Annotated in this window: 16 protein-coding genes; 7 read left to right on the forward strand and 9 right to left on the reverse strand. The window is 70.0% G+C overall.

What is annotated here, in order from left to right; all coding sequences use genetic code 11:
• Nucleotides 1-2: 2 nt before the first annotated feature.
• Complete coding sequence (locus ACIRVK_RS32325; RefSeq protein WP_404253364.1) at nt 3-377, reverse strand: hypothetical protein; 375 nt, start codon at nt 375-377, stop codon at nt 3-5.
• A 916-nt stretch (nt 378-1,293) separates the two neighbouring features.
• Here ACIRVK_RS32325 and ACIRVK_RS32330 point away from each other — a divergent pair.
• Genes ACIRVK_RS32330 through ACIRVK_RS32340 form a run of 3 tightly spaced genes read left to right on the forward strand, consistent with a single transcriptional unit; the run spans nt 1,294 to nt 3,876 of the window.
• Nucleotides 1,294-2,640, forward strand: coding sequence for a GH25 family lysozyme (locus tag ACIRVK_RS32330; RefSeq protein ID WP_404253366.1), 1,347 nt, complete (start codon nt 1,294-1,296; stop codon nt 2,638-2,640).
• Between the two features lie 24 nt (nt 2,641-2,664).
• On the forward strand, nt 2,665-3,084 hold the full coding sequence (locus tag ACIRVK_RS32335) for a hypothetical protein (RefSeq protein WP_404253368.1): 420 nt from the start codon (nt 2,665-2,667) through the stop codon (nt 3,082-3,084).
• A gap of 42 nt (nt 3,085-3,126) precedes the next feature.
• Complete coding sequence (locus tag ACIRVK_RS32340) at nt 3,127-3,876, forward strand: D-Ala-D-Ala carboxypeptidase family metallohydrolase (protein ID WP_404253370.1); 750 nt, start codon at nt 3,127-3,129, stop codon at nt 3,874-3,876.
• A gap of 62 nt (nt 3,877-3,938) precedes the next feature.
• On the opposite strand, the gene ACIRVK_RS32345 is transcribed toward ACIRVK_RS32340, so the two are convergent.
• Together ACIRVK_RS32345 and ACIRVK_RS32350 are read right to left on the reverse strand one after the other, a co-directional pair.
• Nucleotides 3,939-4,970 (reverse strand): helix-turn-helix domain-containing protein, encoded by a 1,032-nt coding sequence (locus ACIRVK_RS32345; RefSeq protein ID WP_404253372.1) that lies wholly within the window; start codon nt 4,968-4,970, stop codon nt 3,939-3,941.
• Between the two features lie 90 nt (nt 4,971-5,060).
• A complete protein-coding gene (locus ACIRVK_RS32350; protein ID WP_404253374.1) occupies nt 5,061-8,351 on the reverse strand; it encodes a TIM-barrel domain-containing protein in 3,291 nt (1,096 codons plus the stop codon).
• A 345-nt stretch (nt 8,352-8,696) separates the two neighbouring features.
• Here ACIRVK_RS32350 and ACIRVK_RS32355 point away from each other — a divergent pair, with 345 nt between their 5' ends.
• A complete protein-coding gene (locus tag ACIRVK_RS32355) occupies nt 8,697-10,874 on the forward strand; it encodes a SpoIIE family protein phosphatase (RefSeq protein WP_404253376.1) in 2,178 nt (725 codons plus the stop codon).
• A 10-nt stretch (nt 10,875-10,884) separates the two neighbouring features.
• Here ACIRVK_RS32355 and ACIRVK_RS32360 read toward each other — a convergent pair whose 3' ends face one another.
• The 3 genes from ACIRVK_RS32360 to ACIRVK_RS32370 form a co-directional block, all read right to left on the reverse strand.
• Nucleotides 10,885-12,069: a type III polyketide synthase gene (locus tag ACIRVK_RS32360; protein WP_404253378.1), complete on the reverse strand. Its 1,185-nt coding sequence runs from the start codon at nt 12,067-12,069 to the stop codon at nt 10,885-10,887.
• Between the two features lie 273 nt (nt 12,070-12,342).
• Complete coding sequence (locus ACIRVK_RS32365; protein ID WP_404253380.1) at nt 12,343-12,621, reverse strand: GlsB/YeaQ/YmgE family stress response membrane protein; 279 nt, start codon at nt 12,619-12,621, stop codon at nt 12,343-12,345.
• A gap of 92 nt (nt 12,622-12,713) precedes the next feature.
• On the reverse strand, nt 12,714-12,947 hold the full coding sequence (locus ACIRVK_RS32370; RefSeq protein ID WP_404253382.1) for a hypothetical protein: 234 nt from the start codon (nt 12,945-12,947) through the stop codon (nt 12,714-12,716).
• Between the two features lie 143 nt (nt 12,948-13,090).
• Between ACIRVK_RS32370 and ACIRVK_RS32375 the strand changes: the two genes are divergently transcribed.
• On the forward strand, nt 13,091-13,237 hold the full coding sequence (locus ACIRVK_RS32375; RefSeq protein ID WP_404253384.1) for a hypothetical protein: 147 nt from the start codon (nt 13,091-13,093) through the stop codon (nt 13,235-13,237).
• A 44-nt stretch (nt 13,238-13,281) separates the two neighbouring features.
• On the forward strand, nt 13,282-13,695 hold the full coding sequence (locus ACIRVK_RS32380) for an ATP-binding protein (RefSeq protein ID WP_404253386.1): 414 nt from the start codon (nt 13,282-13,284) through the stop codon (nt 13,693-13,695).
• Nucleotides 13,696-13,699: 4 nt separating this feature from the next.
• On the opposite strand, the gene ACIRVK_RS32385 is transcribed toward ACIRVK_RS32380, so the two are convergent.
• On the reverse strand, nt 13,700-14,956 hold the full coding sequence (locus tag ACIRVK_RS32385; protein WP_404253388.1) for a hypothetical protein: 1,257 nt from the start codon (nt 14,954-14,956) through the stop codon (nt 13,700-13,702).
• A gap of 428 nt (nt 14,957-15,384) precedes the next feature.
• Between ACIRVK_RS32385 and ACIRVK_RS32390 the strand changes: the two genes are divergently transcribed.
• On the forward strand, nt 15,385-19,461 hold the full coding sequence (locus ACIRVK_RS32390; RefSeq protein WP_404253416.1) for a beta-galactosidase: 4,077 nt from the start codon (nt 15,385-15,387) through the stop codon (nt 19,459-19,461).
• A gap of 64 nt (nt 19,462-19,525) precedes the next feature.
• Here the strand turns inward: ACIRVK_RS32390 and ACIRVK_RS32395 are convergent, their stop codons facing one another.
• Both ACIRVK_RS32395 and ACIRVK_RS32400 read right to left on the reverse strand, forming a co-directional pair.
• Nucleotides 19,526-22,804 (reverse strand): GH92 family glycosyl hydrolase, encoded by a 3,279-nt coding sequence (locus ACIRVK_RS32395; protein ID WP_404253390.1) that lies wholly within the window; start codon nt 22,802-22,804, stop codon nt 19,526-19,528.
• 378 nt (nt 22,805-23,182) lie between these two features.
• Nucleotides 23,183-25,099, reverse strand: a complete 1,917-nt coding sequence (locus ACIRVK_RS32400; protein WP_404253392.1) for an N-acetylmuramoyl-L-alanine amidase — start codon at nt 25,097-25,099, stop codon at nt 23,183-23,185.
• Nucleotides 25,100-25,265 lie beyond the last annotated feature (166 nt).

The raw sequence follows: 25,265 nt of genomic DNA on the forward strand, positions 1-25,265 counted from the left end.
GCCTAACCGAACGTGTTGTGCTGGGTGTTGCCGTTGCCGACCTGCAGGCCCTGCGCGCCCCGTAGGTCCATCGACCCGGTCTCGACACGGGTTCCGGCGGCCTCGACGACCGCCAGCAACCGCCGCGCGCACTCCACGAGGTTCGTGTCGACGACGCCGGTGGCGACGAGGTCGTGGACCAGGTGGTCGGCCGATGCCGTCGGCTGACGTTCCAGGAGCCGGAGGTGCTGCAGCGCTTGGGGGCGGTCCGCGAGCCGTCCGGCAAGCGCGCCCCTCAACGCCTGGTAGGACTCCGCCACGGCAGCGGACGCGGCACCGCGCAAGCCCGCTGCCGCGCCGGTGACCAGGGCCTGCACCACCAAAGTCGCCGGATCCACGCGCGCACCTCCGCACTCTTTCCCCGGGATCACCCAAAGATGATCAACCGCTGTGACAACATGAGGAAGCTATCCGGCACTCGCCCACATCACCCCGCTTTGCGATGAATCGCCCGCTAGCGACCTTTTGGTTGCGGAGTGTCGATAGTGTTTGTCGTTTCTCCGCCTGGACGGAATCGCCGGCGCTGAGTGCCTGGTCGCCCGGGTCCTCGTCAACCATGCGGGCAGGCATTCCTGCGCCGACTGGGTCCGAACGCAGCTGGTGGACGTATGGACGGCCCGCACTGCGACCTGCGCTCGAGCAGAACGTGGTGGATGCCCACCCGCCCGGCCGGATCGGCACACCGCAGAAGTCGCGGAAGTCGTGTGTTTCCCGGCGTCGTTCGTCACCGAAGAGGACTGGCGTGTGAACGGCGGGGTCACCGCACGGTTTGCCGTGCCGCCTGCCTCGTGGTCGGCCCGCCCTCCTGCGCCGAGCCGCCGTACTGCCGCCGGCCAACAGCCGACGCAGCCGGTGGTCAGGACCCGAACGGCCGCGAGTGCACCCCCATCGCCCGTGCGCTGCTGAGCCACTCGACGCTCGGGTTGGAACGTCGTCACGTCCAGGGATGGGCGAATCCGCGCGCTTTGGCGAGCCGGCGGCGAACGGAGCCCCCGCGGGAGGTGCGGCGCGTCGGTGCGTGGCGATCCCGGTCGCCCGGCAGCAGGGCTCCGTCGAGCGGCACGCCGGCTCGGGTCGGCGCTCGGCGCCGTCGACGTCCCATGTCTGTCCCAGTGGCATTCCGTCTTCGCAGGTCATGGGCTTGTGACCATCCCAGTGTCCCCGGCGGGGGATGACCGGGTCCGCTCCGGGACGACCACTGCCAGCATGATCCGCGCCGGGGCTCCCGGCCACTCATCAGAGGGGGAACACCAGATGGGACAAAGGACGCTTCTGCGGGGTCTGACCCTCGCCGTGGCAGCGGTCCTGCCCCTGTGCGGGCCAGCGGTGGCACAGGCGGCACGGTCCGCCACCACCGCGGTCGCGGTCTGCGGGCACACCGGCGCACAACCCACGCTGCAGCAGGGATCGACGGGGGACTCGGCCGTCGAGGCGCAGTGCGAACTCAGCCTGGCGACGAAGCCGAGCCGGTACACGCCGATCGCGGCGGACGGCACGTTCGGGCCGGCGACGGAGACCCGCGTCAAGGAGTTCCAGAAGTGCGCCGGACTGGGCGTGGACGGAGTACTCGGCCCGCAGACGTGGGCGGCACTGAACACCTGGGCGGCACAACCGCACACCTGCGCCGCCCCGGGCACCTCCAGCACGGCGCAGCCGACCGTGTGCGGCCACGCCGACGCGCGTCCGACGCTGCGGAAAGGCGCGAACGGCATCGAGGTCAAGGAGGTGCAGTGCCGCCTGAACCTGGCCATGGAGCCGTCGCACTACCCGCCGCTGACGATCGACGGCAACTTCGGGGGCGGGACGGAGGCCCGGGTCATCGAACTGCAGCACTGCGCCGGCCTCGGTGCCGACGGCGTCGTAGGCCCGAACACCTGGGCGAAGCTGATGGACTGGTCCAGCCGCGACACGTACTGCGCTCCCCCGCGCCCCGCCGGCTACGCGATCGACGGCCTCGACACGGCCAAGTACCAGCACCCCGGCGGCGCGCCGATCGACTGGAAGGCAGTGCGGGCCTCCGGTGCCGAGTTCGCCACGGTCAAGGCGACCCGGGGCACGAACGTCACCGACGAGTACCTCGCGACCGACCTGCCGGCGGCCAGGGCGGCCGGGCTCGCCGTGGCGCCCTACCACTTCTACACGGGCAGTTCGCCCGACACCGGTGCCGCGCAGGCGGACCGGTTCATCGCCGCCGTGCGGGCGACCGGTTACACCGGGCAGCGTGCGGGCGACCTGCCGCCGATCTTGGACCTGGAACGCATGGACGACGGCAGCGGGCGCTGCCCCACCTACGGCACCGTCGACGACATCACGGCCTGGCTCGACCGGGTGGAGGCGGCCTTCGGGCGCACTCCGATCATCTACACCCAGAAGTCCTTCCTGGACGACTGCCTGGGCTCGACCACCGCGTTCGCCCGGCATCCCCTGCAACTCGCGGACTACCGGTCGTCGATCACCGACCCGCCACTGCCGAACGGCTCAACCAGCTGGGCCATGTGGCAGTACACCGACGCCGCGCTGTTCCCAGGCATCCAGGCACCGGCGACCGCGGACGTGTTCAACGGCACTCAGGCCGATCTGGACCGTCTGGCCAACCGCTGATCCCTCTCGCCAACGGAGACCACCATGATCCGCAAAACGGCGTTCGCCTCTGCCCTGTTCACCGCTTCCGCACTGCTGGCAGCGGGTGTCGCGCCTGCCTCGGCGCAGTCATCGGCCGCCGCAGTCAGCTGTTACGGAGGCGCCAGGACCCTGACGTACCACTACCAGGCGGCCGCCAAGGAGTACGGCACCTACACCACGTCCTCGCGCTGCAACGACATCAACCTGCGGCTGATCACCGACGGACCTGAAGGGGTGTTCCTGGACGCCTGTGTGGTGTTCGTCGACCACACCACCAAGTGCAACAACGACGACACCTACACCACGCACGGCACCGAGTGGGCCACCGTCGCCACCGACGTCAAGGACGGCACCCACTTCGTCCTGCGGGTGCACGCCTACGACATCTACGCCCAGAACGTCACCTTCCAGATCGCCTACTGACCTCTGCTCGTGAATCCTCTTCCGCGAAAGGACCTCCCCACCATGACCTCCTCCTTCCGTCCCATCGACCGCCGCACCATGCTGCGGGGCACGCTGGCCGCGGGTGCCGGTGTGGCGTTCGGCCAGCTGCTGTTCTCGGGTACCGCGCAGGCCTATGCGTGGTCGCGCACCCTGAACGAGGGCGACAGCGGCGCCGACGTGACCGAGCTGCAGATCAGGGTCGCCGGCTGGGCGGCGGACAGCGCCGGCCACAGCCGGGTCGGCGTCGACGGGGACTTCGGCCCCGGTACGGCGGCGGCCGTACGCCGCTTCCAGGAGGCGTACGGACTCTCCGCCGACGCCAGCGTCGGACCCAACACCCAGGCCAAGCTCAACGCCCTGGAGCAGTCGGACGGCTCCACGCTTCACTTCAACTGGAGCGAGTTCGTGAACCAGTCGGACGGCACCTTCGACGGCGGCAAGCTGAGTGCCTCGCAGGTGAAGGAGAACGTCCGCCGCTGCATGTACAAGCTGGAGGCGCTGCGCAAGAAGCTGGGAGACAAGCCGATCACGGTCAACTCCGGCTTCCGCAGCATCGCGCACAACCACGAGATCGGCGGCGCCAGCGACAGCATGCACCTGTACGGCACGGCGGCCGACCTGGACGTGCCCGGCGTGGCCAACAAGACCGTCTACCAGAAGGCGGAGACCTGCGGGTTCTCCGGGCTGGAGAAGTACACAGTCGACCACCAGCATGTCGACAGCAGGGCCGACCTGGGCAAGGACTGGTGGTGGGAGAGCGGCACGATCTGACGCCGCCCCGGGGAGCCGGGGCCTTCGGGTACCGCGGGGGCAGTACCCGAAGGCTCCGGGCCTCAACTCTGCGGAGCGTCCTTGAGCGCCGCCTGGCAGGAGGGCCAGTCGTGGAAGTCGTGCCGGACGCTCCACAGCCGGTGGGCCGCCCTGATGTTCCAGTCCGGGTCGAACGCCCGCAGCGGTGTGCCGCCGAGCTCGCGCAAGCGAGCGTCGGAGATCTGGAAGACGCCCCAGTTGCGACTGCCGTTGGTATTGGGCAACACGTACAGGGGATCGAGGAACGACGCGCAGCGGGCGATGGCCACGGCTGTGCCGGGATCCTCGACGAACACCTCACGGATCCGCTGCGCCACCTTGGCCGGCGACCAGGTGACCATGCTCGCCTTCTGCGCGACCAGCGCCTTCTTGGTGTCCTCGTCGACCACTCCTCTTGCCGTCACACCCGCCAGCACCTGGAACGCGGTCACTCTGCGCAGGGTCTCGGGTCCGAAATCCCCGTCGACGGCGAGCCTGCCCTTGGCCCGCACCAACAGGGTCTGGACCTCGCGCACGCACTCGTCGTGCTCCCCCATGCTCACCGTTGCGCAGGCCGGGGAGTTCAGCACCTTGTCCCCGGCCGCCGGAGAGTCGTCGGCGGGGCTCGCGGAGGGCAGCCACACGAAGCCGGCCAGCACCGTCGCCGCGACCACGGCGCCCAGGACCGCGACCCTCGACGCCCGCTTCTCGGCGAACCGGGACCGTCGCGGCACCTCGCCCCTGTCGGGGCCGGTCTCCGGCGGGGTGGTGCCGTCCGGTACAGGACTCGTCCGCGCACTCTCCTCGACGGAGACTTCCGGCGCGTCCCGGTCGCTGTCCGCCAGTGCCCACAGCCGGTGCAGTTCCCGGAGTTCCTCCGCACTCGCGCCGCAGACCTTGGCGAAAGAGTGCACCACCCGGTAGTCGGTCGGGACGCTGAGGCCGGAGCAGTAGCGGTGCAGACTGGAACCGCTGACGCCCGCCTCCTTGCCGAGACGGTCATAGCCCCGGCCGCTGCGGTCCTTCAGCATTCGAAGGTGAGCGGCGAAATTCCCGGTTCGCGGAGAGGCAGCCACAGCTCCACCCTTGTTCAAGCCCCTACTGACGGGTAGAAGTTACACCGCAAGAGTGGAGTGGCGTGCCTTTCGCCGACACCTTCGATCCGGCTACTGGTAGGTGACGGTGATCGGGCCGTGGACGGTGTGACGGGGAAGGGTCATCGTGAGTGTCCCGGTGGCGCTGTCCCAGCGCCAGTCCCGCGGGGTGAGCCGGACACCGGTGGCCGTCACCTTGGTGGGAGCGTGCGCCGTTCCCGGAAGGGACAGGGTCCACTGGCGGCTTTGCACCTGGCCGGGGAAGACGCCCCGGGCCGGCCCGATCGACACGGTGTGCCGCGAGCCGTCGCGCTCGTACCGGACGGTCGTCGTGGCGCTGTGCCGCTGCCGTGCGGTGGTCCCGTCGTCCTCGTACAGACGATAGGAGCCCGAGGCTCCGGAGGCGATGGTCAGGGTGACGTCGGTGAGCGGGTTTCGGTCGTCGTCCGTGACGTCATGGGTGCGGGTGGGCAGGATGCCGCCGGCCTTGAGGAAGACCGGCATGGTGTCCAGGCCGGTGGTGACGTCCTGCGTGGTGCCGCCCTGATAGGTCCGGCCGGTGAAGTAGTCCGTCCACTGACCCGGCGGGAACCACACCGTCGTGGTCGCACTGGTCCCCGGCGACGTCACCGGGGCTACCAGGACGTCGGAGCCGTAGAAGTACTCGCTTCCGGCCCTCTCGTACGCCTGCGCCTCGTCCGGATACTCCAGATAGGTCGGACGGACGATCGGCACGCCGGTCCGGTTCGCCTCTTCGGCCAGCGAGTACGTGTACGGCACCAGGTTCTCGCGGAGGTTGAGGAACCTGTCGGCCGAATCCCGCGCCTGGGTGCCGTACTGCCAGGGCAGCCGGTCGCTGTGGTTGCTGTGCAGCCGGTCGATCGGCTGGAAGGCGCCGAACTGCACCCAGCGCGCGTAGAGATTGTCGGGGAGTTTGTGGGTGGCGCGGGTCTGCCCGCCGTCGGTGTACGTCTCCGAACCGGGCAGTCCCGTCGTGTCGTTGTGGCCGCCGATGTCATGGGTGATGGCCGTCATCCCGGTCGCAGCGGACTCCCCCGGGGTGTAGCCGACCTCCAGTCTCAGCGTGCCCCAGGTGGAGGCGGTGTCGCCGGTGAAGTGCACGGTGGTGCGCTTGTCCGCCCACGGTCCGGTCGGAAGTGCCTGCTGTCCGCTGTAACCGCCGGCCTGGAGCGAGCCGTAGGCGCGGGAGAGGACGAACCCCCTGTCGCCGTTCCGGCCGGTGAGGGTGGCGTACTGCTGGTTGATCCACGCGTCCGGTGTGACGCCCCGCAGTGACGACTGGGAGGAGTCGCAGCACCAGTCGAGCCACCAGAAGTCGTTGCCCTGCTCGTCCATGGTCCGGTGCAGGTCCATGTAGGCCTTGAGCTGGTCGGGGTCGCCGAAGTCGAAGGTGTAGCAGGTGCCGTCGACCGAGGCGGACGGGGCGCAACCGCCCTTCGTCAGCCTCCCCTTCGCCGTGGCCTGCGCCTGGGCGAACTGGGGGTCGGAGGCGAGGATGCTCGGGTGCACGTTGAGAGTGTTGTGCAGGCCCTGTCGGGCCGACCAGTCGAAGAAGGCCTTCGGGTCGGGGAAGCGGCCGGGGTCCATCTCCCAACCGCTCCAGTCGTTGACGGCCTTGAAGTCGGTGTCGGTCACCAGCACGTCCAGGGGGACGTGCTCGGACCGGGCGGCGGGCAGGATCCTGTCCTGGTAGTCCGCCGCGGTGCGGTCGATGTACTCCGAGTACCACACGCCGTACGCCCACCGCGGCAGCAGTTGCGGCGGTCCGGTCAGGGTGGCCAGGTCCGTGAGTGCCTGCCTGTAGTCGTGGCCGTAGCCGAGGACGTAGCCGTCCTGGTAGGGCGTTCCGCTGTGGGAGGGCCGGGGGGTGACCGTCTTCGACGTGGTGTCGTAGAGCGCCGACGTGGTGTCGTCCAGCAGGTACCAGCCGTCCCGGTGGAGCAGGCCGGGGGTGGTGACCGGCGCGCTGTTGTCACCGTTGACGCCGTCCAGGCCCCGGCGGTAGCCACCGAGCGCAAGGTGCGGCGCGGGAGCGGCCTGCTCCGGGGCGGCCAGGGAGACGGTGTCGAGGTTGATGTGGCAGCTCGCCTCCTCGGGACAGCCGAGGGTGACGTCGTCCTCGCCCGCCTTCAGGGCGAGGGGTACGGAGGCTGTCCTCCAGGTGTCCCAGTCCGCTGTCGGTGGCAGCGTCAGGGCGCCGGTGGCGGTGCCGGAGGAGACGAAGGCCGTACGCGTCTGGTGGAGGCCGTCGCTGCCGGTGCCGTTGGCGTAGCGGACGCGCAGGGTGTAGGTGCCGTCGGCCGGAACGCCGACCACGTGTGTGGTCAGGCCCGACCCTTTGTCGAGTTCGGCGACGAAGCCGTTGCCCGCGTATCCCTTGTGGTCGGTGGCGCTGACCGCACCGCCGACGGTCCTCCCGGATTCCGCCTCGCAGCTCGTGCCGAGCAGACAGTCGGGGATCACGGTGCCGTCGACCGGCGGGTAGGGGTCACCGGGGTGAACCAGGGCGATGCTGTCGACGTTGACATCGCCGCTGTCCGAGGCGGTATGGGTCAGGGCGATGGTGTGGTGGCCCGCGGTGAGGTCGAGGTTCGCGCTGGCCAGACTCCAGGTGTCCCAGTCGGCCGTGGTCGGCAGCGTTACCGTCCGGGGGGCGCCGCCGTCCACCGAGAGACTCAGCGTGCGGGTGCGTGTCTCGCCGTCGGCACCGCGGGCGTTGGCGTAGCGCAGGGCCAGCTGGTAGGCGCCGACGGCTTTGACATCGATGTCAGCGGATGCCGAGCTGCCGGTGGCCTCGAATCCGGCGGCGAAGCCGGTGCCGGTGTGGCCGGCATGGTCGGAGGCGACGGACAGCCCGTTCAGCTGCAGGTTCTCCGCCTCGCACAGCGCGCCGACCTCGCAGGTCAGCCGTTGCCACGGGGTGGCGGTCACCCGAGCACCGCCCGCTGAGAGGTGCAGCGAGAGGTTGCGGGCGTCGAACGGTCCCGAACCGACCCGGTAGCGCAGGGCCAGCCCACTCGTCCGGATGGTCAACCAGCCGCCGGACGTCGTGGCCGTGTAGGCGGCCGGCGCGAAACCGCCGCGGCCGACCGCGTTGAAGGTCGGGGCATCCGTGAACTGTCCGTCGCCGGCGTACTCGGTGCGGATCAGCGTCGGCGAGAGGATCTCGAAGCGCGCGTTGCCCGACGTGACGGTGGGAACACGGTGAGCGTGGGTGCCGCCGACCGACGCCGGCCCGGCACCCGTCAACGTCAGGGCAGCAGCGACCGCCAGGGCCGCGACCGTGCCAACCTGTCGGCGTACGGATCTGAGCCGTCGCCTCTTCGACGCGTCTGCTGTCATGGCAACTCCGTTCTCCTGCTTGCCGGATGACGGTCCGAGTGGCGCGAGGGTATGCCTGGGGCAGCGGTACCGGTAAGGGGTCGTACAACGTTGTCGGCCGACTCTCGTCCCGGGAATCGGGCCACGGCGGCAGGCAGCCGCCGGGCTGGAATCACCGCTCCCGGATGTCACGACAGGGACCCGTTCACCAGCCGTTCGTCATCCTTCACCGACCTCTTCCCTCTTCGGCGAAGACGCCGTTTGTGCTATCCAAGAGGTGTGCGGTGAGGGATCTCGGGGCTCGATCGCACGAACTCGGGAATGCATCTTCGGCGTGCGCCGGAGTCAGCGAGCTGAGTGAGCTGCATGGACCCCACATCGCCCCCTTCGCCTGATTCGCCGTTCGACATGGTCAGCGGCGCCCTGGCGGATTTCATCCCCCGCACCGGGACCACGGCGGCCACGGGTCCTGCCGCTGCGCCGGGCGACCGTCCTGCCCCGGAGGACACCGCCGCCGACCGGAAAGCCGGAGGTCAGGAGCAGATCCTCGCGGTCGTCAACCTCGACGCGAACCTGACGATCACCAGCTGCAACCTGGACGCGGCCCCTTTCGCCGGGGTGACGGCGGTGCCCGGCACCAGTTTCGCCACACTGCTGCCCCCCGAGGACGTACCCACCGTCACGCAGCGGCTGCGGAACGCCATCGAGACGCAGGAGGCGCACGTGGCGCGGGTCCAGCGGCTGCGGCGGGACGACGGGACCGAGCTGGTGGTCTCGATGAGCATCCTGCCTGCCGCGGCACCGCAGGGAGGCCTCACGGTCTCCCTGATCGCCATGGCCCGCCGACTGCACCTGTACGCTTCCGCGACCGCCATCGGGACGTCGCTGGACATCGGCGAGACCGCACAGTCCCTGGCCCAGTCGCTGCTGGCCTGGGGTGACGTGGCCGCCGTCGACTTCGATTTCGCCGTGTGGACGGGCGAGGCCGTCACCCGGCAGGCGCACGACCGCATCCGGCTGCGGCGGGCGGCCCTGGCACCGGACCGGGCCTGGCCCGAGGGATATCTGACGCGCGGCGACAACCTTCCCCGGGAAGCGAGCCGTCTGCTGGTCGGCGCGGTCACCCGCGACGACGTGCCGCAGGCCATCGTCATTCCCGACCGCGCGGCGATCGAGCGGGTGCTCGGCGATCCCCGGCTGGTGCGCGCCCTGGTGCCGGGCGACCTGCCGGCGAGCGTGGTCTGCATACCGCTGGTCGTCAAAGGCCCCGACGGCACACCTGGACCCATCGTGCTGGGCGTGGCGGAGGTCTGGCGACGGCCGGAGCACCCCTTCCGCGACAGCGAACTGCTCGACCTGCAGGAACTCGTCGCCAAGACCGCCCGGCACGTGGACCTGGCCCGCCAGCACCAGCGCGAGCACGCCCAGGTCCTGGCCTTGCAGCGCCGGCTGCTGCCGCGGGCCGGCAGCGACACCATCGAGGTCGCCAGCGTCTACCAGCCCACCACCCCCGACAGCGCGGGTGTCGGCGGCGACTGGGTGAACAGCTTCCCACTGCCGGGCGACCGCACCGCACTGGTCGTCGGCGACGTCGTGGGGCACGGCCTGGGGGCCGCGGCGGCCATGGGTCAGCTCAGCATGGAGGCCCGCGCGCTGCTGTCGGCCGGGCTGGGCCCCGACGAGGTCCTGGAGCGTCTCGACGAGACGGTCACCCTCCTGGACGACGCGGACGCGGGCTTCGCAGCCGGCTACAGCGCTCTGGGATCGACGTGCTGCATCGCGGTCTACGACCCGGTCGACCACCAGGTCATGATGTCCAACGCGGGACACCTGCCACCGGTCCTCGTCCGTCCGGACGGGTCCGCCACGACCATCACGGCACAGCCCCACCCGGGCCTGGGCGCCGAGTTCGCCGTGCGCGAGCCCTTCGACGTGTACGCGTTCGCCGCGCCACCCGGATCGCTGCTCGCCCTGTACACCGACGGTCTGGTGGAGGATCCGACGACCTCCATCGACGAGGGCATCGGCCGCCTGAAGGACGCGGTCCGTGAGGTGCACCCCTGGGACGATCTGCAGCAGGCCGCCCGTCGTGTGGTGGCGGAGCTGGCCCCGCGGGGGCGCCTGCGCGACGACGTGACCCTGCTGCTCGCCCGGATGACCGGCCGCCGCAGCCGGGACACCGCGACCTGGCGCCTCCCCGCCCACGAGGACACCGCCGCCCGCGCCCGCGATCTGGCCGCCTCACTCCTGCGACGCTGGCAGACCACCGACCAGGCCCAGGACAGCGCGCTGCTGGTGATCAGCGAACTGGTCACCAACGCCGTGCGCTTCGGCACCGGCCCGATCACGGTGCGGCTGGTACTGGCCGGCAACCACCTGACCTGCGAGGTCGGCGACACCGGCAACGGCCGGCCCCGCCTGCGCCGCTCCGAGTTGCTCGCCGACAGCGGGCGCGGCCTGCACGTCGTCCACAAGCTCACCACGCGCTGGGGCGTACGGTGGGCGGGCACCGGCAAGGCGGTCTGGGCCGAACTGGACGTGTAGCCGCCGGAGGTCAGAGCCACTCCCCCTCCACGGCCGTGGCCGTCAGCCCGGGGGCGGCCGCGTACAGCACCGTGCGGCTGCCGGTCTTCTGGCCGGCGTCGTACGCGCGCCGCAGTATGTCGAGCACGGCCGCGCCGCCGCGGTTGCCGGTGGTGTAGCCGGCCCGGCTGTAGGCCAGAAGTCCCGTCGGCCAGCCGTCGGGCATCGTCTGTTCCATGTACTCCAGGACCCGGGTGCCACCGGGATGGGCGAGCAGCAGATCCGGGTGCCACGGATGCTTGTCGTCCTGGTGGCGCTCGTGCAGCCACGTCCACATCGCGGTGACCGTCTCCTGCACGGCGCGCGGTCCGCGGCGGTCCATGACGAAGTGGGTCCCGTCGGCCCGGGTGTCCAGCCGGTGCAGGTCCGTGGTTCCGGGGAGGGTGTGGTGCCAGGCCGCGTCCAGGCGCAGGATCGATTCTTCCCGTGGGCGTCCGGTGACCACCGTGGCAACGGCGGTGTCCGCGAACAGCAGCCGGACGATGAGGGATTCCAGCGTGTCGTCCGCGGGCTGGTAGGTGGTGCTGAGGGCCTCTGATATCACCACCAGCACTGCCCGGTCGGGATCCGTCGCGACCAGATCGGCCGCCAGCGCGAGCGACCGGGTCCCGGCGATGCAGGCCCACTGGGTGGCCGGCAGCAGCAGTACGTCCCTCCGCAGTTGGAGCGAGTTGAGCAACGACAGGTCCAGCCCTGGCAGGGCGGGGGTGGTGGAGTGACTGGTGATCAGGCAGTCGACGTCGGCGGCGTCGAGCCCGGCGGTCTCCAGGGCGCCGCGGGCCGCCCGCTCCCCGTACTCCTGCACCGCCGCCCACGCCGGCGCCGTGCGTTCCTGGATGGTCTGCGGCGCGGGTATCGCCTCGAGCGCCGCGATCGCCCGGTTCACGTCCCGGTCGCTGAACCCGCCGCGCGCCAGTGCGTCACGGGCGGGCGCGATGCCCGGCGTTCGCAGACCACTTCCGCTGCCCGGGGCGACGGCGGCCTCCAGCGGCAGCATCCACCCGCGGGTGTTGATCCCCGTGCTCGCGGCGATGCCGTCGATCCTCGGCAGCCAGGGCGCCCGCGGGTGCCGGCTGCGCACCTCCGCAAGGATCTGACCGGTCTCCACGGCATGTTCGCCGTGCACCACGGCTGGAGGACACAGGTAGGCGCTCACAACACGCCCCTTTCTCCGCGGACTCTGGTGGCGTCACATGGCCGAAGCCTGCCTGATGGACAACCTGGGGCCAAAGCGCCGTAGGGGCACTCTACTTCGCGCCACTCTCCAGTTGGCCGAAATAAGACGAATTCCACGAGTGGGGCACGGATTGTACATTTGCCCGTTTCCGTCCAGGTGGCGGTTCGTCAGAACCAGGCGCGAGAACGGCGACGGCTCCCATCCGCCATGCGGAGTGGGAGCCGTGGGCCGGACGCGTATGTCGCCGGTGCGTCAGGCGTGACGGTGCGAGTGCCGGTTTCCGGTGACCACGCGGTAGAGGGCCAGCAGGATCAGGGAACCCACGATCGCGGCGATCCAGGTGGAGAGGTGGAAGAAGCCGTCGATGGAGTCGACACCGAAGATCACCTTGCCGAGCCAGCCGCCGAGCAGGCCGCCCGCGATGCCGATGAGCATGGTGATGATGACGCCGCCGGGATCCTTGCCCGGCATCAGCGCCTTGGCGATGGCTCCGGCGAGCAGGCCGATGAGGATCCACGCGATGATGCCCATAGTCCGTCTCCACTCCGTCCTGTAAAGGTTGTGTCAGCTCTTCGTGTGCACCGTCGGTGCGCGGACAAACATCTCGTCCACATCACGGCTCCTCAGCGCTCGGCGGACTCCAGGCGCCGCAACCACCAACTGGCCGTCACGAGCAGCCCGGTGAAGACCGCCAGGAGCAGCAGGGACGTCCACATGGGCCGGCTGCCGGGAGAGACCCAGCCGGTCCAGGCGCTCGAAGCCGCCCACAGCGCCACGCCGGCCGCGTACAGGGCCCGCATCCGTCGCAGTTGCCGCGCGACCGGCCAGGGGGCCAGGGATTCAGTGTGCATCGCCATGCGGCGGCCAGTACCCCGACCGACCCGTCCTGCACCTCACGTCTCATCCAGCGGCCCAGCGCCGCACCGGCAGGGCTGACCAGACGCGTTGGGGGTAACCGAACCGACAGCGAGGGACAAAAGCCCCCGAGGGAAGGAGCCTCATGCCCGGCATGATGGAACGCATCAAACAGGTCACCAGGAGCCCTCAGGGCCGACGCGCGATCGAACAGGCGCGGCGGGCCGCCGCCGATCCGCGACGCCGAGCCCAGGCCCAGCGGCTGCTGGGCAAGCTGCGTGGTCACCGCTGACCAGGGCCGCCGCCCGGCACAGTGCCGCCCTCCGAGGAAAGGGGATGACCACGGTGAAAGGTTCGTCGCTCCGAGCAGTGGGCTGGGCCCGCTCCCTGCCGCTGCACAGCGAAGTCAAGACAGCCAGGGACTGGGCCCGTGACCATCTCAGGTCCCTGGGATGGACGGCCACCGCTCCGGAAACGGTGGACGCCGTGCTGCTGACCGTCTCCGAGTTGGTCACCAACGCGCACGTCCACGCGCACAGCGGCGCCCAGTTGGTGATGACCTGGGACGAACAGTGCCTGCACATCAGCGTCCACGACGGATCGAGCGATCCGCCGACCCCCCGGGGCGCCAGCACGGAACGCGTCGGCGGACGCGGCATGTTCCTCGTGGACGCCCTGGCGGACGAGTGGGAGTTCCGGCCCTGCCGCCACGGCAAGTCGGTCGTCGCCTGCTTCCACTCGCCCGCCTGATTCCTTACCGGCCGGCGCCGAGCCGTACCACGAACACGTCCCCGACACCGTTGGTGTCGCCCGGTACCCAGTCGGTCGCGAAGGACTGGAACGCCGCGGTGCGTGCGTGTGCGTCGAAGACCATGGCGTTCATGCCGCTCGCGTCGGTCAGGAGGGTCCGTGTGCGGCCCGTCCGCAACTGCCGTAGGTACAGATGGATGTCGGAGGACACGGCGTAAGCACCGGTGCGGCCCACGAACCCGAATGCGCGTGTGGGCGCGGTCGGGTCGCCCGGGGCGTCCACGGTGCGGGTCCGGTCTCTCACCAGGTCACGCAGGTAACCTCCGACGTGCCGGGCGCCCGGAACCATCTTGTCCGACGGGGAGTTGAACAGGACGTATCGGCCGCTGGGGTCGATGCCGACGAGCTTGGAGGGCGTCGCGACGAGGCCGCTGCCGTCGTAGGTGACATCGACCCGCTCGGCTCGCCCGGTGAAGCGTCGCCACGCGAAGACGTACCCGATGGGCGGCCCGGACACGTGGGGCACGTCCGTGGTGTAGGCGACCGCGCTGCCGTCCGGGGTGATGTGCGGTCCGAAGGCCTCGCGGTCGCCGTCCGGGCCCGGCGGGGCACTCACCCGCCGGGTCGTGCCGGTCTTCAGGTCACGTACGTAGACGCGCACGTCGCCGTGCAGGCCCAGTGGGAACCAGGGCACGGCGCCGGCCACGAAGGCGACGTACCGTCCGTCGGCGCTGATCGACGGGTCGCGCGAGACGATGCCGAAGCCCTGTTCGAGGTCCCGGTCGACCTTCGTGGTGCGGCCGGTGCGCAGGTCGCGGACGTAGACGTCGGACTGGCGTCCGGGCGGTCCGCTGTGCGCCGGCACCGGGTAGGTCCACTCCGCCGTGAACGCCACATGGCGGCCGTCGGCACTGAGGGAGGGCTGGTAGGCCTCGGCGTCGGCCGGGGCGCCCGCGCTCTGGGCGGTGACGCGCACGATGCGGCCGGTGCGGAGGTCCTTGACGAAGACGTCGCGCCGGCCGTTGGTGTCGCCCGGGACGAGATCGGTCGCGATGGACTCGAAGGCGACGTAGCGGCCGTCGGCGCTCACCGAGGGGGCAAGCGAATCGCCGTCACCCTGGGTTCCGTCGGCTGCGACGCTGACGCGTTCGACGGGCGCCACCGGCGCGGCGGCCTGCGTGTCCGGCGCCGTCGCCAGGGCCAGTAACATCACCAGCACGGCGCAGCCCGCCCCGCGCACGGCTCTGGTGGTCGTGAACATGTTTCCCCCCGAGAAACCGTCTTCCCCCGGCCCCACGCCGAGGGCACCTCGGCATGCAAGCGCATTCTGCGGCCCATCGCAATCCGCCCGTGGATGTACAACTCGGGCCCGAGATCGACCGTCCGCGCATCACTCCGCACCGTTCTCCCGGCGTGTTCGCATGTGGTGACGAGTCGTCAGCAGCCCGACATTCGGGCTGCTTTCATGCCGCACAGCCGTCTCGACTGTGTACTCCCGCACCATTGTGTGGCGCCTTGTGCGGCCCTACTGTTCGACTTTGCCTGAGTCTGTTTGATGCTGATCGCTCAGGCGGTATGGAGGCCGCAGTGCGGAGTAATCAGATCGGTTCAACAGCTGCGAGACCCGGCCGCGGACGGTGGTGGAGGGCGGCTTTGGCGACGGCCGCGACCATCGCCATGGCCGCGGGGATGACCTCGCCCGCCGTGGCGGCGCAGGACAGCGGCGGAAACGTCCCCGCCGCGAAGCCCGCCGCAAGTCCGGGGACCCACACGGTGAGCTTCGACGGCTACTCGTTCCTCGTCGACGGCACGCGCACCTACCTGTGGTCCGGCGAGTTCCACTACTTCCGGCTCCCGAGTCCGGACCTGTGGCGCGACATCTTCCAGAAGATGAAGGCCGCCGGGTTCAACTCGACCTCGTTGTACTTCGACTGGGGCTACCACTCCCCCAAGCCGGGCGTGTACGACTTCAGCGGGGTGCGGGACGTCGACAAGCTGCTCGACATGGCGCAGCAGGCCGGGCTCTACGTCATCGCGCGTCCGGCGCCGTACATCAACGCCGAGGTCGACAGCGGCGGTCTGCCCGGCTGGCTCACCACCAAGGCCGGACACAACCGCAGTGACGACCCGCAGTTCCTGAAGTACGCGGACGAATGGCTGACGCAGATCGACCGGATCCTCGCCCGTCACCAGCTGACCAACGGCACCGGGTCGGTCATCGCCTACCAGGTCGAGAACGAGTACTACAACGGCTCGGCCGCCGGCCGCTCCTACATGAAGCACCTCGAGGACAAGGCCCGTGCCGACGGCATCACCGTGCCGCTGACCGGCAACAACAACGGCACCTTCAACTCCGGTACCGGCGCCCTGGACGTCGACGGCCCGGACTCCTACCCGCAGGGATTCGACTGCTCCAACCCCACGAAGTGGAACGGCGTCCCCGACATCAGCTACGACCACCCTGCCGGCAAGCCGCTGTACTCCCCGGAGTTCCAGGGCGGCGCCTTCGACCCCTGGGGCGGCCCCGGCTACGACAAGTGCGCCCAGCTGATCAACGACCAGTTCGCCAACGTGTTCTACAAGCAGAACATAGCCGTCGGCGCCACCGCACAGAGCTTCTACATGACCTACGGCGGCACCAACTGGGGCTGGCTGGGCATGCCGGAGAACTACACGTCCTACGACTACGGAGCTGCGATCCGTGAGAACCGCCAGCTCGATCCGAAGTACTACGAGGACAAGCTGATCGGGTACTTCACCCAGTCGGTCGCGCCGCTGACGAAGACCGAGGCGATCAGAACGACGCCGCCGGACAACTCCGCGGTCGTGGACACCGCCCGGATGAACCCCGACACCAAGACGCAGTTCCATGTGCTGCGGCACGGCAACTCCACGTCCACGTCGGTCGACAAGACGCACATCTCGCTGGACTTCAACGCCCAGCCGGCCGGGGACACCACGTACACCTGGGACGACCCCGACTCCGCGTTGCAGTACACCGGTTCGTGGTCGCACGTGGCCAACCAGAGCTACACCGGGGGCGACTACAAGCACACGGAGTCGTTCTCGAACAAGGCCGGTGACTCGGTCACCGTTCCCTTCGACGGCACCGCCGTCCGCTGGATCGGGTCGAAGACGGACAACCACGGCTACGCCGACGTCTACCTCGACGGCACCAAGGTGGCCACGGTCGACGACTCGGGCGGTGAGAGCCAGGCGGTGGTCTTCCAGAAGACCGGCCTGCCCGCCGGGTCGCACACCCTGAAGATCGTCGTCGACGGGAACCACAGCTCGGCCTCCACGGACAACTACGTGGCCATCGACGCCATCGACGTGCCGACGGGCACCGCCGCCGCCCAGCCGACCTACCCGGTCGTACCGCAGCAGCCGGGCACCGCGATCACCCTCGACGGACGCGACTCCCACGTCATCGTCGCCGACTACCGCCTCGGCGAGGCGCAGTTGCAGTACTCGACCTCGGAGATCATGACCAACGCGGCCATCGGGAACCGGGAGGTCGCCGTGCTCTACGGCGATCCGGGCAGTGACGGCGAGACCGTGCTGCGGTACTCCTCCAAGCCCACCGTGACCAGCAGCGGCGGCGCTGTCACGACCACCTGGGACGAGGCCACCGGCGACCTGCGACTGAACTACACGCACAAGGGCCTGATCCGCGTCAGTGTCAGCGGCGCCGGCAAGCCCCCGCTGCTGCTGCTCGTCGGCGACAAGGCCACGGCCAAGACCTTCTGGCGTCAGGACACGGCGACCGGCCCGGTACTCGTGCGCGGCACCCACCTGCTGCGGACGGCCACCAGCCTCAAGGGCGGTCACACCCTGGCGCTCACCGGTGACAACGCCGACGACAAGAACATCGAGGTGTTCAGCTCCGCCGACCACGTCACCTGGAACGGCAGGTCGTTGAAGACCCGGGCCGGCGACACGGGCGGTCTCACCGGCACCATCCCCGTGGCCGCCGCGGTCCACCTGCCCGCCCTGACGGACTGGAAGCACGCCGAGGAGTCCCCCGAGGCGGCCGCCGCCTTCGACGACTCCACCTGGCAGGTGGCCGACAAGGCGACCACCAACAGCGTCTCCGGCGTCAACTCCCTGCCCGTCCTCTATGCCGACGACTACGGCTTCCACACCGGCAACACCTGGTACCGGGGCCGCTTCCACGCCACCGGCAAGGAGACCGGCATCCACCTGGTCTCCGACTCCGGCGGAGGCGCCCAGGCGTTCTCCGCCTGGCTCAACGGCACCTTCCTCGGCAGCTCCACCACGGGCAGCGCCGACTTCACCTTCCCGGCCGGCGCGGTGAAGAAGACGGGCGACAACGTCCTGTCCGTGCTCACCGTGAACATGGGACACGAGGAGGACTACAACTCGACCAACGGCAACAAGACCGCGCGCGGCCTGACCAGTGCCTCCCTCGTGGGCGCTCCGCTGACCTCCGTCACCTGGCGGGTCCAGGGCGTACGCGGCGGTGAGAACCTGCAGGACACGGTCCGCGGCCCGCTCTCGACGGGCGGCCTCTACGGCGAGCGGGCCGGCTGGTCCCTGCCGGGCTACCCGGACGGCAAGTGGAACCGGGTGTCCCTGCCGACGACCGACACCCGTCCCGGGGTCTCCTGGTACCGGACGGACGTCCATCTGGACCTGCCGCACGGACAGGACACCTCGCTCGGGCTGACGTTCACCGACGACCCGTCGCGCAAGTACCGCGCGACGATCTTCGTGAACGGCTGGCAGGTCGGCAATTACGTCAACTACCTCGGCCCGCAGCACACCTTCCCCGTGCCCAACGGCATTCTGGACCCAGACGGCCGCAACAGCGTCGCCATCGCCGTGTGGAACCTGGACGGCAGCACCGGCGGACTGGGCAAGGTCTCGCTGACCGACTACGGCAGCTACGCCTCCTCCCTGCGGGTGACGCAGAACGACAGCCCGCGTTACGACCCGAAGAAGTACGCGATGCCGAAGCGTCCCGGAGCGGATGTCACCCTGTCCGTTCCCGACACCGCCCATCCGGCCCAGGCCTTCACCGCCGAGGCGACGGTGCGGGTGCCGAAGGACCGTCCGTCCGCGTCCGGGCTGACGGCCTCCCTCTCCGCGCCCGACGGCTGGAGCGTGAGCGCCACGGGTCCCACGGCGGTCAAGCGGGTACGACCCGGCGGAACGGCCACCTTCACCTGGAAGGTCCAGCCGCCGACCGGGACCCTGCCCTCCGCCTCGGCGCTCACCGCCACGGTGGACTACCGGCAGGACGGACGGCGGGCCACGGTCCATGACGAGCGCATCGTCGGGGGCATCCCACCCGCCCCGCCGGCCGGCAAGAGCGCGGTGAGCGACCTGCCGTTCCTGTCGTCCACCAACGGCTGGGGTCCCGTGGAGCGCGACACCAGCGTCGGCGAGCAGGCGGCCGGGGACGGCCGTCCGATCACCATCGCCGGGGTCGGCTACAAGAAGGGCCTGGGCACCAACTCGGTCAGCGACGTCGAGATCTATCTCGCCGGACACTGCTCCCGCCTGACGACGGACGTCGGTGTCGACGACGAGACGGGCGGCGCGGGTACGGTGACGTTCTCCGTGATCGCCGACGGCAAGACCCTGGTGACCACGCCGACGATCCATGGCAAGCAGGCCGCGGTGCCGATCGACGTCGACGTCAGCGGCACCCAGGTGGTCGACCTCCGGGTCGGCGACGCCGGGGACGGAAACGGCAGCGACCACGGTGACTGGGCGATGCCGACCCTGACGTGTGACTAGCACGGGGCCGCTTCCCGGGCGATTGTCCGGGAAGCGGCCCCCCTTTTTCTTGCGAGCTACTGCCTCACTGGCCGAAGCCGTAGGCGAACAGGTGGTCGGATCCCGTCGCCCCCGTCACCGGCAGCGTGACCGAGGCGACCTGCTTGGACGCGTCCAGCGGGACCTTCGTGGCGAAGACGTAGGTCTTGACGCCGTCCCGGCCTCCGCTGGCCGTGTTGCGGTAGCTGGTCGTGACGGCCGTCGTGTCCCCCGCGATCGGCTTGCCGGAGCCGCCGTTCAGCGTCCAGTCCGAGAACCCGACCGTCGCCTTCGCGGTGGTGCCGTCGGTGTAGGTGACGGTCACCGTGCCGGAGACGCCGTCGCTGGACGCGTTGGTCGCCGCGCCCAGCAGGCCCAGCGACGCGCCCGAGGTGCCGGCGGGCATCGGGATGGTCTGGCCGGCCATCTCCAGGTTGTCCAGCTGACCGGACGTCACCGTCGGCCAGGTGTAGGAGATGCCGTCGACCGTGACGGTCGAGCCGCTCGTGACGCCGGCCGCCGCCAGCGCGTTCTGCGAGAACGCCCAGCCACCGTCGTCGAAGCCGCCTGAGAAGGTGGCGCCGTCGGGATAGACGCCCTCGTTGGTGTTGTACGGCCACAGCGCACCGGCCTTGGCCACGGCCACGCGGAGGGTCGCACCGTTCAGGGTCGCTCCGGTGCTGTGGTCGGTCAGGGCGAAGGTGACGGGGTAGGTTCCCTCGCTCGTGCCCGCGGTCACGTGCACCTTGGCCTCGGCGCTGCCCGAGGCGGGCACGGTCAGCGAGCCGGACGACGGGGTGAGCGTGACCCCGGAAGCCGCCGTGGCCTTCCAGTCGACCGTGACGGCCTGGCTGCCGAGGTTGGTCAGATCCAGGGTGCCGTCACCGGACGCGCCGGGCTGGAGCACCAGGCCGTCGCTGGAGGGGCCGGTCGCGGCCAGGACGCGTCCACCGCCCGTGGTGTCGGACGGCGGCGCGGCCGACGGATCGGACGCCCAGGCGGTGTTGGGCTGGGTGCCCAGCGTGTAGTCGATGCTCCCCGCGCCCTTGAACTGCCCGTACGTCAGCCAGGCGGTCTTCCACGCCTTGCCCTTCACGTCGAGCGACTGCACGTAGGGTGCGTTCGGCGCGGCCTGCGGTGCGTTGATCCGCACCGTCTTGCCGCCGGCGAGGGTCGCCTGGGTCACCGGGAACGCCGGGCTGCCGAGCACCAGGGTGTCCGTGCCCGGGGTCTCGGGGTACATGCCGAGCTCGGACCAGACGTACCAGGAGCTCATGGCGCCGAGGTCGTCGTTGCCGAAGGAACCGACGGGAGCGTTGAAGTACAGGTCCTGCTGGGCCTGACGCACGGCGGCCTGCGTCTTCCACGGCTGCCCGGTGTAGTCGTACTCCCAGGGGATCTCCACGCTCGGCTCGTTGCTGAGGTCGGCGTTGGTGTTGCCCGGGTTGGTGATGTTGTCGAGGAGGCCGTCCAGGAAGGACGAGTACGCCTTGTCGCCGCCCTTCGCCTGGATGAGCTGCCGCAGGTTGAACGGGACCATGGGGGTGTACTGGGCGGAGGTGCCCTCCACGAACCCGTTGGAGGTGCCGGGGGTGAATCCGCCCGCGAACTGGCCGTTCTTGTTCTTGGCCTGCAGATGGCCGGTCTGCGGGTTGAAGACGTTCATCCAGTCCTGGGCACGGGTCGCGAACTTCGTGTAGACGTCCGTCCTGCCCAGCGACTTCGCGAAGGCGGCCAGCGCGTAGTCGGCGGAGTCGTACTCCAGTTGCGTGGAGACCGGGCCGTAGAAGTTGCAGCAGCCGTAGTCGTTCTCGTCCAGTGGGAGATAGCCCTTGGCGTCCCGGACCGACTCGCCGGGGCGGTCGTTGTTGCGGACGGTGGCCTCGTGCTGGAGGGCGGCGAGGGCCTTGTTCTTGTCGAAGTCCGTGGCGCCGAAGGCGTACGCGTCGGTGATGATGCCGGCGGCCGGGTCACCGACCATGACGTAGCTCTCGCCGTTGTTCGAGGCCCACTTGGGCAGCAGCCCTGTCTGGTCGTAGCCGTTGAGCATCGAGGTGACGACGTCACTGGCGACCTTGGGCTCGACCATCGCCATCAGCTGGGTCTGGGAGCGGTAGGTGTCCCAGCCGGAGTAGTTGGCGTACTGGGCCTTTTGGCCCTTGGCCAGCTTGTGGACCTGGTTGTCCATGCCCATGTACTGGCCGTTGGCGTCCGAGAAGACGTTCGGGTGCAGCAGCGCGTGGTAGAGCGCGGTGTAGAACTTCGTCTGCTGGTCCGCGCTGCCGCCGCCGACCTGGAGCTTGTTCAGCACGGCGTTCCAGGCCTGGTGGTTGGCCTGCTCGACGGTGGCTGGGTTCCAAGTCTTGATCTCGGAGGCGAGGTTGGCCGCCGCGCCCGCGTCGTTCGTGTACGAGATGCCGACCTTCGCGTTCACCGTCGGGTGGGCGGAGGTGTCGAAGGTCAGGTACATGCCGTTCGCGCCCGTCGTGGGGGGCTGGGCGGCCTTGCTCGTACCGGAGGTCTTGGCACTGCTGCCGTGGATCGTGGGAGCGGGCTTCGCCGGGACGGTGAAGTGCTTCTCCTTCAGCGGCGCGGGCTTGGGCGGCTGCGGGGTCTGCCGGACCTTGCCCGCCTTCAGTGAGGTCGCGTCGGGGTTGATGGTGCCGCCGACCCAGGTGCCGCTCGCGGTGAACGGCTGGTCGAACTTGATGTCGAAGTGCAGCGTGTACCTGTTGCTCGCGCCGCAGAAGTGGCCGCTGTCGATGGCGCCGCTGATCTCCCGGTCGTTCACCACCTGGACCCGGGTTCCGTCCACCTGCGTGGCACCGCCGCTGAGCTTGAACAGCAGGTTCGCCTGCGAGCCCGCCGGGAAGGTGAACCGGCCCAGGCCCGCGCGGGTGGTGTCGGTCAACTCGGTCTTGACGCCGTTCGCGTCGGTGACCCGGTAGTACCCGATGCCGGCCTGCTCGTCGCTGTGTTTGAAGCCGACGGACGTGTCGCCGAGGCTGCCCGACAGCGCGCCTGTCACCGGCAGGACGGGCAGGTCGCCCGCGACCGGGCAGCCGGGGCCGGAGACGTGCGTGAGGCTGAAGCCGGAGATCTTGCTGTCCTGGTACTCGTAGCCGCCGCCGTCCGGGCGGTGCGGCGTGGTGTCGGGGCCCCACTGCACCATGCCGGCCGGCATGTCGGGCCCCGGGAAGGTGTCCACGGCACCGGACGTGCCGATGAGGGGGTTGACGAGGGAAGCGGGATCCTTCACGAGGGCCGGCGCGGCACTGCTCGCGGCCTGGGCGCTTCCCACCGCCGTGAGCGGGAGGGCGGTCATGCCCAGGACGCAGACCACGGCCAGTCGCCGGCGAAGTCTCTTACTGTCACGTGGCGCAGCTGAACGTCGGGGTCTCACCATCGGTTGCCTCCGCAGCGGTTCGTGCTTCGCACATCAGATGCCGGCGCGCCATGAGCTCGGGGAACGCCGACGACAGGCAACGCGCCCGGTCGCCTCCGCGCCCTGACAACGTTGCCATTCGAGTGTCGAGTGAAACGCGTGTGCTGATGGCATGTCAACGAGGCCAACAGGACTTTCTGAGCGAGAAGTTCACCGACGGCGCCACGCGCGGGACCCGAATGCGTCTCTGACGTGGGCAGGGCGGTGGTGTCCAGGAGGCCGGACCTCCTGGACACCACCGCCCGTCGTATGTGCGGTTCAGCCGTCCGTGGCGGTGACGTCACCGGCGTACACGAGGGCGACCCGGTGGTTGTACTGGATGGTGTACATCGCCTTGGCCCCCGTGACGACCCTGCCGCTGGAGGGGAAGAAGTCATCCGTGAGGGACGGCGCCGTGGTGGCCACATAGGCCTGGCCGGCGGGCACCGAGTACATGCTGAGCGGGGCCTGCGTCGAGGGCGACAGACCCGAGGGGTATTCGGAGGCGTCCGGGTAGCTGGAGCCGTACACCGCCACCGGGGAGGTCCCGGCCGCCGTGACGACCTTCACGCCGTGGGCCGGCGCGGTGTTGCAGCCGTGGGGGTTGTAGAACCACACCTTGGCGCCGCTGTACCAGATCGCGGTCCAGTCGCCGTCCTGATCGGCGACCACGAACTGCTGTCCCGCGACCGCCGTGCTGCCCCAGTCGTTGATCCGGTCGGTGCCGGGCGCGCCGGAGTGGATCGCCGGGTCCCCGAAGAGCGGTGCGCTGTCGCTGGGTTCCGTGCGCAGGTAGACGAAGTTCGCCTGCTGCTGCGTCTCGGTGCACGCGGTGGTGGCGCCGGTCGGGTCGTCGACGGGGCAGATCTGGACGGTCTGCACGTTGTCGTGGAAGCGCGGGGCGATGGTGACCACCGAGCCGACGGGGCCGACGCCGTGGCGCCCGTTGTGCACTCCGAGCAGGCTCATGAAGTGGTTCCAGTCCCAGCCCGGGCCCGGGTCCCAGTGCATGCCCGAGACGAGGGACGACTTCGGCCCGGCGACGTTGTCATGGCCGACGATGTGCTGCCGGTCCAGCGGTATGTCGAAGCGGTCGGCGAGGTACTTCACCAGCTCGGCCGTGGCCTCGTACTGCGCCTCGGTGTACCAGGTGGCCCCGTGTGCGGCGTACCCCTCGTGCTCGATGCCGATGGAGTGCATGTTGGTGGAGTAGTTGCCCGCGTGGAAGGCGAGGTCCTTCGTGGGCACCATCTGCGTCACCGCGCCGTCGGAGGAGCGCATGACGTAGTGCGCGGCGGTGCCCTTCGCCTGCTCGAAGGTGCTGATGGCGGCGTCGTACGAGCCCTCGGTGTCGTGGATGACGATGGTGTCGATCCGGATGCCGTTGGCGGGCCGGTCGGAGACCTGGCCGTTGGACGGCGCCGCCGGGACGAAGGTGCAGGCGACGGTGGCCGGGCACTCGGCCGTGGTGTCCGCCGCGGCCTTCAGGTGCAGCCACGCCAACTGGCGGGTGGCCGGGCGGACTTGGACGTCGGCTGCCAGCGAGACGCGTTTGCCGTCGGCCGTGGTGCGGTGGGCGCCCTGCCGCACCGTGGCGAAGACGCGGTCGGCGAAGGCCTCGGCACCCTGGCGCCGCGTTGACCCGCTGTAACGGGCCACGGCCGCGTACCAGTTGCCGGGATCGGTGGCGAACACGCCGGTCGCGGCCTTCTGGTACGAGGCGAGCAGGGCCGCGCCGCCGCGGATGTTGGCGGCCGGGTCGGTGCGCAGCCGCTCGGCGGTCAGGCCGGTCAGCTTCGCCGCCGCCTGCACGGTGTGCAGGGCCGGGTCGGCGGCCAGCTCGGCGAGGTCGCCGCGCCCGGCCGCGCCCGCGTCGCCACCGGCCATCATGGCGGGGGTGACGTCGGTCAGATGCATCGGCCCGTAGCCGCCGTCCGCGCTGTGCTGCCCGGCGTGCGTGTCCCAGGCGGACTCCTCGTACGCGACCGCCAGCAGCACCTGACGCGGGACGTGGTAGGCGTCGGCGGCGGCCGAGAAGTCCTGTTGCAGGGTGGTGGCCGCGGGCGCCGTCCCACCGCTGGCGAGGGCCGGCAACGGTATGGCCATCCCGCCTGCGACGGTGAGTGCGGCGACGGTGGTCAGCAGGGCCGCACGGCGTCCTGACGCGGGTCCGCGTCTGGCATTGCTTGTGGTCATGGGTCGAGTCCCCGTGCCTCGGAGTGGTCAGGTGGCCGAACGGACAGCACGTGCGACGAGGCGTCAGGTCATCGACGGTGTCGGCACGCGCACGGCTCAGCGACCTACGCGGGGCTTCGTCCGTCGGCGTCTGGGAAGTGGATGATCCTCCTCTTGACGAACTCAC

The organism is Streptomyces sp. NPDC101152, assembly GCF_044768275.1.
Classification (GTDB): Bacteria; Actinomycetota; Actinomycetes; order Streptomycetales; family Streptomycetaceae; genus Streptomyces.